At 65.0% G+C, this 15,223-nt stretch carries 17 protein-coding genes; 16 read left to right on the top strand and 1 reads right to left on the bottom strand.

Annotated elements, in window-relative coordinates; all coding sequences use genetic code 11:
• Together HMPREF1136_RS11350 and HMPREF1136_RS10835 are read left to right on the top strand one after the other, a co-directional pair.
• A partial coding sequence (locus tag HMPREF1136_RS11350; protein ID WP_009647718.1) for a tetratricopeptide repeat protein occupies nucleotides 1–675 on the top strand: 675 nt, incomplete at its 5' end.
• A gap of 87 nt (nucleotides 676–762) precedes the next feature.
• Nucleotides 763–936 carry a hypothetical protein gene (locus HMPREF1136_RS10835; protein ID WP_232204158.1) on the top strand — a complete coding sequence of 58 codons (174 nt, stop codon included), beginning with the start codon at nucleotides 763–765 and terminating at the stop codon, nucleotides 934–936.
• Here the strand turns inward: HMPREF1136_RS10835 and HMPREF1136_RS02260 are convergent.
• Nucleotides 924–1,175 carry a hypothetical protein gene (locus HMPREF1136_RS02260; RefSeq protein ID WP_009647710.1) on the bottom strand — a complete coding sequence of 84 codons (252 nt, stop codon included), beginning with the start codon at nucleotides 1,173–1,175 and terminating at the stop codon, nucleotides 924–926. The genes HMPREF1136_RS10835 and HMPREF1136_RS02260 overlap by 13 nt on opposite strands.
• A gap of 32 nt (nucleotides 1,176–1,207) precedes the next feature.
• Here HMPREF1136_RS02260 and HMPREF1136_RS02265 point away from each other — a divergent pair, with 32 nt between their 5' ends.
• The 14 genes from HMPREF1136_RS02265 to HMPREF1136_RS02330 all read left to right on the top strand — a co-directional run bounded on the left by HMPREF1136_RS02265 (nucleotide 1,208) and on the right by HMPREF1136_RS02330 (nucleotide 15,222).
• Nucleotides 1,208–1,690 (top strand): SixA phosphatase family protein, encoded by a 483-nt coding sequence (locus tag HMPREF1136_RS02265; protein ID WP_009647723.1) that lies wholly within the window; start codon nucleotides 1,208–1,210, stop codon nucleotides 1,688–1,690.
• A gap of 148 nt (nucleotides 1,691–1,838) precedes the next feature.
• Nucleotides 1,839–2,600 carry a YebC/PmpR family DNA-binding transcriptional regulator gene (locus tag HMPREF1136_RS02270; protein ID WP_009647727.1) on the top strand — a complete coding sequence of 254 codons (762 nt, stop codon included), beginning with the start codon at nucleotides 1,839–1,841 and terminating at the stop codon, nucleotides 2,598–2,600.
• A gap of 2 nt (nucleotides 2,601–2,602) precedes the next feature.
• Entirely contained in the window at nucleotides 2,603–3,505 is a 903-nt protein-coding gene (gene pdxS, locus HMPREF1136_RS02275) for a pyridoxal 5'-phosphate synthase lyase subunit PdxS (protein ID WP_009647715.1), read from the top strand.
• Nucleotides 3,499–4,092, top strand: coding sequence for a pyridoxal 5'-phosphate synthase glutaminase subunit PdxT (gene pdxT, locus HMPREF1136_RS02280; RefSeq protein ID WP_009647707.1), 594 nt, complete (start codon nucleotides 3,499–3,501; stop codon nucleotides 4,090–4,092). The genes pdxS and pdxT overlap by 7 nt, the downstream gene beginning before the upstream one ends.
• Nucleotides 4,092–4,721, top strand: coding sequence for a crossover junction endodeoxyribonuclease RuvC (ruvC, locus tag HMPREF1136_RS02285; protein WP_034504511.1), 630 nt, complete (start codon nucleotides 4,092–4,094; stop codon nucleotides 4,719–4,721). The genes pdxT and ruvC overlap by 1 nt, the downstream gene beginning before the upstream one ends.
• Nucleotides 4,722–4,778: 57 nt before the next feature.
• The gene (ruvA, locus tag HMPREF1136_RS02290; protein WP_009647717.1) at nucleotides 4,779–5,384 is read left to right on the top strand and encodes a Holliday junction branch migration protein RuvA; all 606 of its coding nucleotides are present in this window, start codon (nucleotides 4,779–4,781) and stop codon (nucleotides 5,382–5,384) included.
• Between the two features lie 19 nt (nucleotides 5,385–5,403).
• Entirely contained in the window at nucleotides 5,404–6,417 is a 1,014-nt protein-coding gene (ruvB, locus tag HMPREF1136_RS02295) for a Holliday junction branch migration DNA helicase RuvB (RefSeq protein ID WP_156791826.1), read from the top strand.
• Between the two features lie 183 nt (nucleotides 6,418–6,600).
• The gene (locus HMPREF1136_RS02300; RefSeq protein WP_034504514.1) at nucleotides 6,601–7,002 is read left to right on the top strand and encodes a preprotein translocase subunit YajC; all 402 of its coding nucleotides are present in this window, start codon (nucleotides 6,601–6,603) and stop codon (nucleotides 7,000–7,002) included.
• A 26-nt stretch (nucleotides 7,003–7,028) separates the two neighbouring features.
• Nucleotides 7,029–8,996 carry a protein translocase subunit SecD gene (secD, locus tag HMPREF1136_RS02305; RefSeq protein ID WP_009647722.1) on the top strand — a complete coding sequence of 656 codons (1,968 nt, stop codon included), beginning with the start codon at nucleotides 7,029–7,031 and terminating at the stop codon, nucleotides 8,994–8,996.
• Between the two features lies 1 nt (nucleotide 8,997).
• Nucleotides 8,998–10,086: a protein translocase subunit SecF gene (gene secF / locus HMPREF1136_RS02310; RefSeq protein WP_009647728.1), complete on the top strand. Its 1,089-nt coding sequence runs from the start codon at nucleotides 8,998–9,000 to the stop codon at nucleotides 10,084–10,086.
• Nucleotides 10,083–10,622: an adenine phosphoribosyltransferase gene (locus HMPREF1136_RS02315; protein WP_009647702.1), complete on the top strand. Its 540-nt coding sequence runs from the start codon at nucleotides 10,083–10,085 to the stop codon at nucleotides 10,620–10,622. The genes secF and HMPREF1136_RS02315 overlap by 4 nt, the downstream gene beginning before the upstream one ends.
• A gap of 79 nt (nucleotides 10,623–10,701) precedes the next feature.
• On the top strand, nucleotides 10,702–13,002 hold the full coding sequence (locus tag HMPREF1136_RS02320; RefSeq protein ID WP_198002800.1) for a RelA/SpoT family protein: 2,301 nt from the start codon (nucleotides 10,702–10,704) through the stop codon (nucleotides 13,000–13,002).
• A gap of 167 nt (nucleotides 13,003–13,169) precedes the next feature.
• Nucleotides 13,170–14,501 carry a DUF349 domain-containing protein gene (locus HMPREF1136_RS02325; RefSeq protein ID WP_009647698.1) on the top strand — a complete coding sequence of 444 codons (1,332 nt, stop codon included), beginning with the start codon at nucleotides 13,170–13,172 and terminating at the stop codon, nucleotides 14,499–14,501.
• Nucleotide 14,502: 1 nt separating this feature from the next.
• The gene (locus tag HMPREF1136_RS02330; RefSeq protein ID WP_009647709.1) at nucleotides 14,503–15,222 is read left to right on the top strand and encodes an MBL fold metallo-hydrolase; all 720 of its coding nucleotides are present in this window, start codon (nucleotides 14,503–14,505) and stop codon (nucleotides 15,220–15,222) included.
• The last annotated feature ends 1 nt before the right edge of the window (nucleotide 15,223 follow it).

Genomic DNA, 15,223 nt, shown 5'->3' on the forward strand with positions numbered 1-15,223 from the left:
TACACCCCGAACCTGGCAATGTCGTTGAATAACCTGGCGGCCTTTTTGTCGGAGGTGGGGGAGTGGAATGAGGCGTTGGTGGCTGCCCGCAAGGCGGTGGAGCTGTATCGCGGGCTGGCTGAGGCTTCCCCGCAGGCCTACACCCCCGACCTGGCTGCGTCGTTGAATAACCTAGCGAAGCGTTTCTCGGCAGTGGGGGAGCGGAACGAGGCGTTGGAGGCGGCCCGCGAGGCGGTGCGTTTGCGCCGACCGCTGGCTGAGGCTTCCCCGCAGGCCTACACCCCCGACCTGGCTGCGTCGTTGACTAACCTGGCGAACATTTTGTCGGAGGTGGGAAAGCAGGATGAGGCGTTGGTGGCGGCCCGCGAGGCGGTGGCGCTGTATCGCGGGCTGGCTGAGGCTTCCCCGCAGGCATACACCCCGAACCTGGCTGGGGCGTTGACTAACCTGGCGAATCGTTTGTCGGAGGTGGGGGAGCGGAATGAGGCGTTGGTGGCGGCCCGCGAGGCGCTGGAGGCGTATCGGGTGTTGGCTGAGGCCTCCCCGCAGGCCTACACGCCTGCCCAGGCTGCATCGTTGAATAATCTGGCGAATCATCTGTCGGAGGTCGGTGAATCGGAAAAAGCGCTCGAATTCAAACGTGAGGCTAGACAGCTGGCAGATGATTTGCCTTAGGCTACTCTCCTTGGCGTCGATCCTGACGGCACCGCTTTTGATTTGCCCTTGAAAGCTGAATGAGGGAAAGGCCAATCGTCTCGGCGGGTGGCGGCTAAGCTGCTCTTGGCCATTCTGTTTGTATTTTGCAACGCGAACAATCGTGCGGGCACGACCACCTTCGAGTGGGCGCCGGGCTTCACCCCGGCCTCGGCCTCCGAACTGGCCAAAGGCCTGCACGCCCTGACTTGGAACGACCGCCCGCTCGATCAGTGGGCTTGAGGCTGGTTCTCGTCGCCTGACTGACCGGCGGCGGGGGCCACGAAGGGCGAGACCTCGTAGGGGAACGAGCGGTACTTGAAGTAGCCCTCCAGGTAGGACAGATGCTCCTCGCACGCCAACCACGTCTTCGTGCGGGCGCGGTGGATCGCCGGATTACGCCAGTCGATCCGATAGATCGCGGCGTTCGTGCATTCGCGTGCCGAGCAGATACCCGACGCGCTTTCGACTCCCAGAGCCATGGTGTCCTCCCGATGCGGTTACGCTTGGAAGTATGCCAACCCTCGTCCTCGTTCGCCACGCGCAAGCCGCCTACAACTACCCCGACCGCGCCCGCCCCCTCACCGAGGCCGGACGCGACCAGGCCGCGCGCCTCGGTGCCACCCTCGCCCGCGAGGTCGGTGCCTTCGATGTCGCCGTTTCCTCCGACGCGCAGCGCGCCCGCGAAACCTTCGCAGCGATCCTCGCGCGCGCAGGAGCCGACGAGTCATGGCACGACCGCTCCATCTACGACGGCGGCGAGGAAGAGATTATCGAGCTAGCCCGCACCTTCACCGGCGAGGCCTGCCTGATCGTCGGACACGAACCCGTCATCTCCTATGCCGGATACATCCTCGCCCGCCAAGAGGACCGAGGGGTAGCCGACAGGGGAGTGCCCACCGCCACCGCCCTCGTCCTTTCCTTCGAGGGTGCGTGGGAGGATCTCGCGCCCGGAACGTGCGCCATGCGGGTCTTCTACACCCCGCCCACCCGATAGGTGATGTGCCCCGGGGAGGCGGCCACGGCCTCGTCCCCGATCCTGTGACGGTGTTTACGTTTGTCCACGTGAGTGCCACACACATAGGGGAGGGCCGCCTCAACGCGATAGAATATGTCGGTATCTATCCACCCAACAGGGAGAAGTGATGTCGGGACACTCTAAGTGGGCGACCACTAAGCACAAGAAGGCCGCCATTGACGCCAAGCGCGGCAAGCTCTTCGCGCGCCTCATCAAGAACATTGAGGTTGCGGCTCGCACGGGCGGCGGCGACCCCGCTGGCAACCCGACGCTGTACGACGCCATCCAGAAGGCGAAGAAGAACTCCGTCCCCGCCGACAACATCGACCGCGCCGTCAAGCGTGGCTCCGGTGCCGAGGCCGGTGGCGCCAACTACGAGACGATCATGTACGAGGGCTACGGCCCCAACGGTGTTGCGTTCCTCGTGGAGTGTCTGACGGACAACCGCAACCGCGCCGCCTCCGACGTGCGCCTGGGCTTCACTCGCCACGGCGGTTCCCTGGCCGATCCCGGTTCGGTTTCCTACCTGTTCTCCCGTCGCGGCGTCGTCGAGGTGCCCGCCGCCGACGGCGTGGACGAGGAATCCATCATGATGGCCGTCCTCGATGCCGGTGCCGAAGAGGTCGAGGACGCTGGCGATCTCTTCGTCATCGAATCCGACCCCAAGGACGTCGTCGCCGTGCGCACCGCCCTGCAGGAGGCCGGCATCGACTACGACTCCGCCGAAGTCCAGTTCGTCGCCTCCACCGAGGTCGAGCTCGATCTCGAGGGTGCTCTCAAGGTCAACAAGCTCATCGATGTCCTCGAGGACTCCGATGACGTGCAGAACATCTACACGAACATGTCGCTGAGCGACGAGGTTCGTGCCCAGCTGGAAGAGCAGGAGTGACAATGAGCGATTCGACCGCTAAGCGCGAGGTCGGCACCCCGCAGGTCAAGCGTGGCATGGCCCAGATGCTCAAGGGCGGCGTCATCATGGACGTCGTCACCCCCGAGCAGGCGAAGATCGCCGAGGACGCGGGCGCCGTGGCCGTCATGGCCCTCGAGCGCGTCCCCGCCGACATTCGCGCCCAGGGCGGCGTGGCACGTATGTCCGACCCGGACCTGATCGAAGGCATCATCGAAGCCGTGTCGATCCCCGTCATGGCCAAGGCTCGCATCGGTCACTTCGTCGAGGCGCAGGTCCTGCAGTCCCTGGGTGTCGACTACATCGACGAGTCCGAGGTGCTGACCCCCGCCGACTACAGCCACCACATCGACAAGTGGAACTTTACGGTTCCCTTCGTCTGCGGTGCGACCAACCTCGGTGAGGCGCTGCGCCGCATCAACGAGGGTGCGGCCATGATCCGTTCCAAGGGCGAGGCCGGCACAGGTGACGTCTCCAACGCGACCACGCATATGCGCAAGATCCGCGACGAGATCCGCCACCTGACCTCCCTGCCCGAGGACGAACTCTACGTCGCAGCCAAGGAGCTCCAGGCCCCCTACGAGCTCGTCGCCGAGGTCGCCCGTGAGGGCCGCCTCCCCGTCGTGCTCTTCACGGCCGGTGGCATCGCCACCCCCGCCGACGCTGCCATGATGATGCAGCTGGGTGCCGAGGGCGTCTTCGTCGGTTCAGGCATCTTCAAGTCTGGCGATCCCGCCAAGCGTGCGGCCGCCATCGTCAAGGCCACGACCTTCTACGACGACCCGTCCGTCATCGCCGAGGTCTCGCGTGGCCTGGGTGAGGCAATGGTCGGCATTAACGTCGACGACCTGCCCGTGGATCACCGCCTCGCGGAGCGCGGATGGTGACCATCGGCGTTCTCGCCCTGCAGGGCGACGTCGCAGAGCACGTGCGGGCGCTGGAAAACTCCGGCGCCCGCGCGCTGCTTGTGCGTAGGGTTTCTGAACTCGACCAGGTCGATGGCCTGGTCATTCCGGGCGGCGAGTCGACCACCATGTCGAATCTTCTCCTGTCTTTCGGCCTGTTTGACACTCTTAATGACCGCATCGCCTCCGGCATGCCGGTGTACGGCACGTGCGCGGGCATGATCATGCTCGCCTCGTCGATCCTGGACGGCCGCGACGATCAGCGATCTTTCGGTGCTCTCGACATGGTCGTGCGCCGCAACGCCTTCGGCCGTCAGGTCGACTCCTACGAGGAGGACCTGGACGTTGAGGGTCTCGACGGGGGCCCCTTCCACGCCGTCTTCATCCGCGCTCCGTGGGTTGAGGCGGTGGGAGAGGGCGTCGAGGTGATCGCGCGCGCTGGGAATGCCGCCGACGGCCCGATCGTCGCGGTGCGGCGCGGCAACGTCATGGCGACGTCTTTCCATCCCGAGGTGGGCGGAGACGACCGTATCCACGGCCTCTTCGTCGACATGGTGGCCCGCGCGTAATGCGCGTGATGGGCATCGACCCGGGCCTGACGCGGTGCGGCCTCGGCGTCGTCGACGTGGACGCCTCGCGTCGAGCGAGCCTCGTCTACGTCGGCGTCGCCCGCACGGACAAGGACTTGGCGACGCACTTTCGCCTGCGTACGATCGCCGACGCGATCGACACAGTCATCGAGCAATACCAGCCCGAGGTAGTCGCCATCGAGCGCGTCTTCGCGCAGGATAACTTGCAGTCGGTGACGGCCACCATGCAGGTCATGGGTGCGGCCATGACCTGCGTAGGTCGCGCGGGTCTGCCGATGGCGGTCCATACGCCCTCGGAGGTCAAGTCCGCCGTGTCCGGCAATGGAAACGCAGATAAAGCGCAGGTGCAGACGATGGTCGCGCGTATCCTCGGCCTCGCCAAGGCACCCAAGCCCGCGGACGCGGCTGACGCCCTCGCGATCGCGATCACGCACGCCTGGCGGGGGACCGGTCTGCTCGGCGCACCCGAGGACTCCTCGGTCGCGGTCTCCATTTCGGGTCGTCTCACTGCGCGTGGCTCGATGACCCCCGCACAGCGGGCGTGGGCCGAGGCCCAGGCCGCGCAACGCCGGACGGGTGCCGTCGATCCTCGGCGCAGGCGCGGCTAGAATCGTACATATGTTCGCCCGCCGGTCGGCGGGTCTCGTGCCAGGGAAAGGACCGCAGTGATCTCGATTCTGCGCGGCATTGTCGCAAGCGTCGGACTCGACCATATCGACGTTGTGGTTGGAGGCATCGGCTTCCGTGTCCACGTGACCCCCGCTTTCGCGCAGGGGAATGCGCGCGATGAGGAGATCACGGTCTACACCTCGATGATCGTACGCGAGGACTCGATGACCCTCTACGGCTTCGAGTCCTGCGACGAGCGCGATGTGTTCACCACGCTCATGTCGGTCTCCGGCATCGGCCCGAAGATCGCACTGGCTGCCCTGGCTGTGCTGCGCCCCGACGACCTGCGCCGCGCCGTGCGCGACCAGGACCTGGCCACGCTTCAGCGCATCCCCGGCGTTGGAAAAAAGTCTGCCCAGCGCATGGCCCTGGAGATCGGGGACAAGCTCGGCACTCCCGCGGCCCTGCCCGGTGCCGAAGCCACCCCAGCCCCCGCCCCAAGCGAGGATACAGTCGCCTCCGAAGTCAGCGCCGCCCTGGTGGGGCTGGGCTGGTCCGAGGCGCAGGCCACCAAGGCCATCGAGAAGCTCGCAGGCAGCGGGCTGGGTGCCTCCGACATGCTGCGCGCCGCGCTGGTGAGCCTGGGAGGCGGCCGTGGCTGAGCAGCCCGACATCGAGACGATGCGCATCGTCGCCCCGGACGCGGGCGAACTCGAGCGCGCCGCCGAGGCGGCTCTACGACCCAAGAAGCTCTCCGAGTTCGTAGGTCAGCGCGTCGTGCGAGGCCAGCTCCAGCTGGTCCTCGACGCCGCTCGCATGCGTGCGTCCACCCCCGATCATGTCCTGCTCGCAGGCCCTCCCGGTCTGGGCAAGACGACGCTCGCCATGATCATCGCCGCCGAGATGGGGACCTCGTTGCGCCTGACCTCCGGCCCCGCCATCCAGCACGCGGGCGACCTGGCCGCAATCCTGTCGGGCCTGCAGGAAGGCGACATCCTCTTTATTGACGAGATCCACCGCCTGGCGCGCACGGCCGAGGAAATGCTCTACCTCGCGATGGAGGACTTTCGCGTCGACGTGGTTGTCGGCAAGGGGCCCGGTGCGACCTCGATCCCCCTGACGCTCCCGCCTTTCACGGTCGTCGGAGCGACCACACGATCCGGCCTGCTGCCCGCCCCGCTGCGCGACCGTTTCGGCTTCACCGCGCACCTGGAGTTCTACGAGACCGAAGAACTCCAGTCGGTCGTTACCCGCTCAGCCACCCTCCTCGGCTCGCCCATCGACGCTCGCGCCGCCCATGAGATCGCGTCACGTTCGCGCGGAACGCCCCGCATCGCGAACCGGCTTCTGCGCCGTGTCGTCGACTACGCGCAGGTGCACGGTGACGGAACGCTCACATTGGATGCCGCGCGCGGTGCCCTCGAACTCTTCGAGGTCGATCCCTCCGGCCTGGACCGCCTCGACCGCGCGGTCCTTGAGGCCGTGTGCCGTCGCTTCGCCGGCGGCCCCGTGGGACTCACGACCCTGTCCGTCACCATCGGCGAGGAAGCGGAAACCGTTGAAACCGTCGCTGAACCGTACCTGGTGCGCGAGGGTTTCCTCGTGCGCACCAACCGCGGACGTATGGCGACCCCGAAGGCATGGGGACACCTCGGCCTGAACCCACCCATGCCGGATGGTTCCCTCTTTGACTAGGGGAGCGGGCCTCGTCGAAGAGAGAGAAGCGCGACGGTCCGCGTCATCGTGACAAGGTACGACCGGCGGTAGCATGCGCAGCGCCGCGCGGCTCATATCGCATAGGCTAAAACCCTCCTTCGGCATTAGACTGTCACAGTGCGCTTCAAGCGCCCGACCGTCATCGAAAGTGAACCAGCCTTTATGAACAACTACACCCTCATGGGCCTGCTCGTCGTCATGATCGCCTTCATGTGGTGGAGCTCGCGCTCCCGCAAGAAGCAGATGGAAAAGATGGAGCAGGACAAGCGTGAGCAGCTCGCGGCCGTCACCCCCGGCGAGTGGGTTCGTACCCGCGTCGGCTTTTGGGGCCGTTTCGTCGACCTCGACGGCGACATTGTCGTCCTCGAGACGACCGACGGTCACGAAATGTACTGGGAACGCGAGATGATCGCCGAGATCGGCGGCCAGCCGCCTCTCGCCAGTACAGAGGACGACGAGGCGACCGACGGCACCAAGACGGAGGAGATCAGCGACGAGGACGAGGCCATCCTGGGTCTCGACGACGCGCCGTCCTCCAAGGACTCCGACGAGCAGCAGAAGTAAGTCAAGGCTGAACGGAAAGTAGAACCGTGGCATCTCATAAGCGACGCCCCGTGCGCGCGCTCGTGACGCTCACCGTCGCCATCGTGGCGGCGTGCGCGGCGCTGGCGTTGGGGCATTTCACCAAGGGCGTATCACCGTACCCCGACCTGGCCCTCGACCTGAAGGGCGGCACCCAGCTGATCCTGACTCCGACCGTGACGGCCGGGGGACAGCGTGAGATCACTGACGACGACATTACGCAGGCGATCTCGATTATTCGTAATCGTATCGACGCCTCCGGTGTGTCCGAGTCCGAGATCTCCTCGATGGGCAACTCGAATATCATGGTGTCGATCCCAGGCACCCCCTCGCAGGAGCAGCTGGACCTGATCCGTGCCTCCTCGCAGATGAACTTCCGCCCCGTGCTGCGCATGGGACTGGCGCAGACGAACGCGCCGGTCCAGGACACCACCGCGCAGTCCGGTGACGCCAGCGCGACGGATACTCAGTCGGGCGCTACCACCCAGTCGGGTGAGGTCACCGCGCAGTCCGGTGAGGACGCCCAGTCGGGCCAGGCCGCCACCGTGGCGTCGCAGTCGGGCGCTGCCGCCGAAGCATCGCAGCCGGGCCAGACCGAGCTGCGTTCGACCGCCGTTGACCCGGCGGTCGCGATGAGCTTTGCCGACAAGAACGGCGACGGTGTCCTCTCGGATACTCCGGCTGAGGACCCCGAGAATGCTTCCTCCCTTAAGTGGGAGACCGAGCAAGTCCTGTACGACTTCCTGACCCTCGATTGCTCGGCGTCCGCTGACGTCAAGCGCGTCGAAGGTCCCGCTGACAAGCCGTACGCCGCCTGTGACGATTCCGGCCGAATCAAGTACATCCTTGGCCCCGTCACAGTTCCCGGCTCGGACCTGAAGTCGGCGACCGCGGGCCTGGTTCGCACCCAGACGGGCGGATCGACCGGCGCATGGTCCGTGTCCCTCCAGTTCAACAATGACGGTGCCGAGAAGTTCAAGGAGAGCTCTGAGATTCTCTACGGCTTCCACGATTCGGACCCCGAGGCTGGCGGCAACGGCGGCGCGGGCACCCCTGACCGTAACCACTTCGCCGTCGTCTTGGACGGGACGGTCATCACGGCTCCGTCGATGAATTCGATCATCCCGACCGGACAGGCCGAGATCACGGGTAACTTCACTGCCGCGACCTCGCGTACGCTTGCTAACCAGCTGAGCTTTGGCTCGCTGCCGCTGAACTTCGAGGTTGAGTCCGAGCAGCAGATCTCTGCGACGATCGGTACCGATCACCTGACGGTTGGTCTGTGGGCCGCCGTGATCGGCTTCCTGCTCGTTATTCTCTATCTGATCTGGCAGTACCGCGGCCTGGCGATTATTTCGGCTGGTTCGCTCGTTGTCGCCTCGATCATCACCTACCTGGTGATCACGCTGCTGTCGTGGTGGATGGGATACCGCTTGTCCCTGGCTGGTGTCGCCGGCCTGATCATGGCCATCGGCGTCACGACCGACTCGTTCATCGTCTACTTCGAGCGTGTCCGTGACGAGGTCCGCGATGGACGCCCGCTGCGCGCCGCCGTCGAAGAGGGCTGGGATCGCGCCAAGCGCACGATTCTGGTCTCCGACGCGGTCAACCTGGTCGCCGCTGTCGTGCTCTATCTGCTCGCCGTGGGTGGCGTTCAGGGCTTCGCGTTTACCCTGGGCGTCACGACTGTCATCGACATCGCCGTGATCTTCCTGTTCACCCACCCGATGATGGAGCTGCTCATCCGCATGCGCTTCTTCGGTGAGGGCCACAAATTCTCGGGCCTTGATCCCGAGCACCTGGGCGCGAAGAATGCCCTCGTGTACGCCGGGCGCGGTCGCGTCGTCGTGCGCGGTGAATCCGAGGCGAAGGCTACGAAGGACGAGGCTGGGGATGGTCTGTCGATCGCCGAGCGTCGCCGTGCGGCGCGTCTGGCGGCGCAGAATGCGTCCGCGGCGCAGGAAGAGGAGAACTGACATGATGAGTTTTGCTCAGTGGGGCAACGCCCTGTACTCCGGCGAGAAGTCCTACGCCGTCGTTCCCAATCGTAAGACGTTCGTCGGCCTGGCTGCCTCGGTCCTCGTGATCGGTTTTGCGCTGGTCGCGATCATGGGGCTGAACCGCTCGATCGAGTTCACAGGTGGTTCCCAGTTCGACGTTGCTCACGTGAGCGACCAGAGCGAGTCCTTCGCATCGCGCACGGTGGCCGACACCGGCCTCGTCGAAGGTGCTTCGAAGGTGACCCGCGTCGGAAGCGACTCCGTACGCATCCAGACCACGTCGCTGGATTCTGCGACGACGGCACAGGTGCGTGACGCTCTGGCAAGCGCCTACGGCGTTGATCCGTCCTCGGTTCAGTCCTCCTCGATCGGTCCCTCGTGGGGTTCCTCGGTGACGACGAAGGCCGCTCAGTCGCTCGTCATCTTCATGGCCCTCGTGGCCTTGCTGATGACCGTGTACTTCCGTTCGTGGCGGATGGCAGTGTCTGCGCTCCTCGCGCTCGTGCACGACATCGCGGTGACGGTCGGCGTCTTTGCGATCCTGCAGGTTGAGGTCTCGCCCGCCACCGTCATCGGCTTCCTGACGATTCTGGGCTACTCGCTCTATGACACCGTCGTCGTCTTCGACAAGGTGCGCGAGCTGACCGCGGACGTCTACGATCAGAAGCACTACACCTTCGCCGAGTACGTCAACCTCGCGGTCAACCAGACGATGGTTCGCTCCATCAACACCTCGGTTGTGGCGCTTCTCCCCGTCGGTGCGATCCTTATCATCGGTTCTGTGGCCCTGGGGCCGGGTACGCTGGTGGATATCTCGCTGGCGCTGTTCATCGGCATGATCGCGGGTACCTACTCGTCGATCTTCATCGCCTCCCCGCTCCTCGTCACCTTCCAGGAGCTGTCGAACACCACCCGCGAGCACAACGCGGCAGTCGCGTACGAGCGCGAACACCGCCACGCCACCGACGAGGCCTCGCCCGCGAAAGCCGTTAAGGTGGCTCCGATTAAGCCCGGCAAGCGCCTGGGCAACGAGAATCAGCCTCAGAGGAAGAAGACTCATCGATGATCGGCGAACTCGGCGACCGCATCGCCACTCTCGTGCAGGACAACCTGGTCGAGATCCCGGACTTTCCCGAGCCGGGCGTTCTATTCCGCGACATTACCGGCCTGTTCGCGAACGGACCCGCGTTCAAGGAACTTGTGGAGTTGATCGGCGCGCGCTACGCGGGCCGCATCGACGCGGTAGCTGGCCTGGAATCGCGCGGCTTCATCCTCGGTGCCCCCGTGGCCGCCGAGTTGGGCCTGGGCATGCTGACGATCCGCAAGGCTGGCAAGCTGCCCGGTGAGGTCATCGGTGTCGACTACTCGCTCGAGTACGGCAGCGCCCGCATGGAGATCCGTCCGCAGTCGGTCCGCGAGGGTCAGCGCGTTCTCATCATTGATGACGTTTTGGCGACGGGTGGCACCGCGCGTGCGGCAGTCGATCTCCTCAATCAGTGTGGTGCCTCGGTCGAGGCCCTCGCTGTCCTGATGGAGCTCGACGGTCTCAACGGTCGTAGCAAGCTCGACGGCGTGACGGTGGAAACCGCACTGCACGTCTGAGCGACCAACTCATAGAGACGAGCGGGTCCCGGGATCGTCACGATCCCCGGACCCGCTCGTTCGTCGCTATCATTGGTTCATGAGCAGCGACGACACGACTTCAGGGGCCGCATTGCCCGCGGCCGTCTCCCGAGTGCGCTCCGGCCTCGTGTGGTTCGGGTCCCGTGGACGCGCCACGATCCCCGAGATTGAGCCGCTTGTGCGGGCTCTGCGCGCGAATCATCCGAAGGCGGATATCAGCGTGGTGGAGCGGGCCTACCGCAAGGCTGAAGAATGCCACCGTGGGCAAATGCGCAAGTCTGGCGAGCCGTATATCACCCATCCGGTGGCCGTAGCGACGATCCTTGCCGAGATGGGAATGACGACCCCGACGCTGGTTGCTGCACTGCTGCATGACACCGTGGAAGACACGGACTACACGCTCGAGGAACTGACCGCCGACTTCGGTGAACCCATCGCGAATCTGGTCGACGGCGTCACCAAGCTCGACAAGGTCCGCTATGGAGCTGCTGCTCAGTCCGAGACGCTGCGCAAGATGCTCGTCGCCATGAGCCGCGACATCCGCGTGCTGCTCATTAAGCTGGCCGATCGCATCCATAACGCCCGCACGTGGCGTTTCGTTCCGGCCAAGTCGGCGGCGAAGAAGGCGCAGGAGACGCTGGAGATCTACGCGCCGCTGGCTCACCGCCTCGGTATGAACATGGTCAAGTGGGAACTCGAGGAGCTTTCCTTCAAGACCCTGTATCCGGAAATCTACGAGGAGATTGACCGCCTCGTTGCGGAGAGGGCCCCTCAGCGTGAAGAGTACCTGCGTGACGTCATCGACCAGATCGAAGAGGATCTGCGCCGCTCGGGTACGAAGGGCACGGTCAGTGGTCGCCCGAAGAGCCACTATTCGATCTACCAGAAGATGATTGTGCGAGGCAAGGCTTTCAACGAGGTCTTCGACCTGGTCGCCGTGCGTGTGCTGGTGGACTCGATCAAGGACTGCTATGGCGTTCTCGGCGCCCTGCACGGTCGGTGGAACCCGATCCCGGGCCGCTTCAAAGACTACATCGCGATGCCCAAGTTCAACCTCTACCAGTCGCTGCACACGACAGTCATTGGTCCAGGCGGCAAGCCGGTGGAGATCCAGATTCGCACGTATGACATGCACGAGCGCGCGGAACACGGTGTCGCCGCGCACTGGAAGTACAAGCAGAACCCGAACGCCACGAGTGGCGACTCGGATCGCATGAGTTCGGAGGAGCAGGCGAACTGGCTGCGCGCCCTCGTTGAGATGGAGCGCGAGACGGGTGATCCGGAGGAGTTCCTGGATTCGCTGCGCTACGAGATCGCCGGGGACGAGGTGTACGTCTTCACCCCGAAGGGTGAGGTCATCGTCCTGCCAGCCCGTGCGACTCCGGTTGACTTCGCCTACGCGGTGCACACCGAGGTCGGTCACCGCACGGTTGGCGCGAAGGTGAACGGGCGCCTCGTCGCCCTCGACACGCGCTTGGAGTCGGGTGAGACGGTCGAGGTCGTGACCTCGAAGTCGGATAAGGCTGGACCGTCACGCGACTGGCTGGCGTTTGTCGCCTCGCCGCGTGCTCGCTCGAAAATTAAGGCGTGGTTCTCGAAGGAGCGCCGCGAGGAGGCCATCGAGTCGGGCAAGGAAGCGCTCGCTCGCACGATGCGTAAGCAGAACCTTCCGCTGCAGCGGCTCATGAATCATGAGTCGATCCTGTCGGTTGCGACGTCGTTTGGATACCCGGACGTGTCGGGCCTGTACGCGGCGGTGGGCGACGGGCATATTTCGGCGCAGAACGTCGTCAACCGGCTCATGGACAACCTGGGTGGGGGAGACGGCACCGAGGAGACGCTCTCCGAGGGCGTGACCCCGGGTTCTACGAAGCCCCGTTCGCAAGCGTCGGGCGACGCGGCCATTACTGTGGCGGGTCTGAGTCCGAACGAAATCTGGGTGAAGCTCGCGAAGTGCTGTACGCCCGTTCCGGGTGACGAGATTGTCGCTTTCATTACGCGAGGCCAGGGGGTGTCCGTGCACCGCAGGACCTGTGCAAACGCGGTGCGCCTGGCTCAGCTTCAGCCCGAACGTTTCGTCGACGTGTCGTGGAACGCCGAGGGTATGACAGCTCCGTTCCGTGTCCAGATCGAGGTGCGCGCGCTTGACCGCGGCGGTCTGCTCTCGGACCTGACCCGGGTCCTGTCGGATTATCGTGTCAATATTCTGGCCGCAGCCCTGAAGACGGATGGCGACCAGGTGGCTTCCGGAAACTTCTCTTTCGAGCTGGCGGACCTGGGGCACCTGAACGCGGTCCTGTCGGCGCTGCGCCGGGTCGACGGGGTCTTTGAGGCGGTTCGGATCGGCTCCGACGCTTAGACGAGGTCGTGACACCCACGCGCTCACATGGGACAGCGACGTGTTACATCCGTCCCCTTTTTCGGTGTCGTACGCCCATTTTCCCGTTAGATGTGACACACTAGCTTTGTGTGTCACATCGGCACACGACCGCGCCGGGCGTCAGCCCTCGTCCTAGAAGGAATATCGTGACCGAGACGTCGATTCCGACCAACGAAACCACCCCCGAAGCCGTCACGGCTGCATCCGAGGAGACCACGGCCTCGACGATTCCCGCGTCGGAGCTGCCCGAGCACCCCTTCGCCCGCATCGGTGAGGACGGGACCGTCTATGTCAAGGATGGAGACGAGGAACGCGTTATCGGCGGCTTCCCCGAGGGAATTCCCGCTTCGCCGTACGCTCTCTACGAGCGTCGCTACGCCGACCTCGAGGCCACCATCAAGCTTTTTGAGGACCGCATGGCTCAGCTGAGTCCCCGCGACATCGACCAGACCCTGGCCACGTTGCGCGAGCAGGTTGCCTCCCCGAACGTCGTCGGTGACATCCCGGCTCTGCGCGCTCGCGTCGAGGCCGCCGCGAAGGCCGCCGAAGAACGCAAGGAGATCGCCCGCGAGGAGCGTAAGGCCGCCAAAGCTCAGGCTCTCGCAGACCGCACGGCCGTCGTTGAGCGCGCCGAGGCGATCGTTGCCCAGGATCCCGCCAAGACGCACTGGAAGCAGTCGGGCCAGACCCTGCGTGACCTGCTGGAAGAGTGGAAGACCCTGCAGCGTCGCGGCCCGCGCCTGGAAAAGGCCGTGGAGGACGAGCTGTGGAAGCGTTTCTCCTCTGCGCGCACCCAGTTCGACCGTCACCGCCGTCAGTTCTTCTCGCAGCTGGATCAGGCGCAGTCTGAGGCCAAGCGCGTCAAGGAAGCACTGATCGCCGAGGCCGAGGCTCTGTCCTCCTCCGTCGATTGGTCGCGCACCTCGAGCGCTTACCGCGAGCTGATGAACCGGTGGAAGGCCGCCCCGCGCGCCTCCCGCAAGGAAGATGATGCCCTGTGGGCCCGCTTCCGCGCCGCTCAGCAGGTGTTCTTCGACGCCCGTCGCGCCAAGGACGAAGCCACGGATGCCGAGTATCGGGAGAACCTGGCCGCCAAGGAAGCAATCCTGGTTGACGCCGAAGCGATCCTGCCCGTGAAGGACATTGAGCGTGCCAAGGCTCAGCTGCGTCACATTCAGGACCGCTGGGAAGAGGTCGGTCGCGTGCCCTCCTCCGACCTGCACCGCATCGAAGGTCGCCTGCGTGCCGTCGAGGCCGCCGTGCGCGAAGCGGAAGAGAAGGAATGGCGCCGTACCAACCCCGAAACGCGCGCACGCGCTGCCGGCATGGTGGGACAGCTCGAAGAACAGATCACTCAGCTTGAGCGTTCCCTCGCTGACGCCGAGGCTAAGGGCGACAACAAGGCTGCTTCCGCCGTGCGTGAGACCCTCGAGACCAAGCGCGCCTGGCTCGCGCAGATCTCCTCGTCCATGGAGTGACATGCGCCTTCACGTTATTCCGTCGCCTTTCTACGCGGCAAATGGGCTTGTGCTCGTCCCTTCCGGGGCGGGCACAGCCCTTGTTGTTGACCCTTCCGCAGGCATCCAGCATCTGATCCGCGAAGTTCTTCAGACCGAAGGGGTGAACGTCGGCGCTGTCCTGCTCACACACGGTCACCCTGACCACGTGTGGGACGCCGCCGAAGTCTCCACGTGGGGCCTTGACGGAACCACCGTGCCCGTCTACCTGCCCGGCCCGGACATGTACCGCATGGATGACCCGGCCTCGTTCCTGCCGATGCCCCTGCCTGACTTCGTGGGGGAGTGGGTCAAGCCCACCGACCTGCGTGAGATGCCCGCGGATTCGGTCGAGCTGACCCCCGGCGTGTGGGTTCGCATGGTTCCCGCCCCCGGCCATACGGAGGGATCGGCGGTCTTCCTGGGGCACAGCCCCCTGGACATCCGTGTCAATAACCAGTCGTTCTACGCCAACGAGGAGTGCGTGCCGTGGGCGCTCAGCGCCGACGTCCTGTTCAAGGACAGCGTTGGACGCACCGACATGCCCGGTGGTGACGAAACGCAAATGCGTCACTCACTGCGTACTATTTCCAACGCGTTGGACCCGAACACGATCCTCGTCCCCGGCCACGGTCCGGCAACAACGATGGCCGATGAGATACGCTCCAACCAGTATTTGATCCGCGCTCGCCGTATCGGCTAGC

It is taken from the genome of Actinomyces sp. ICM47, from assembly GCF_000278725.1.
Taxonomy (GTDB): Bacteria; Actinomycetota; Actinomycetes; order Actinomycetales; family Actinomycetaceae; genus Pauljensenia.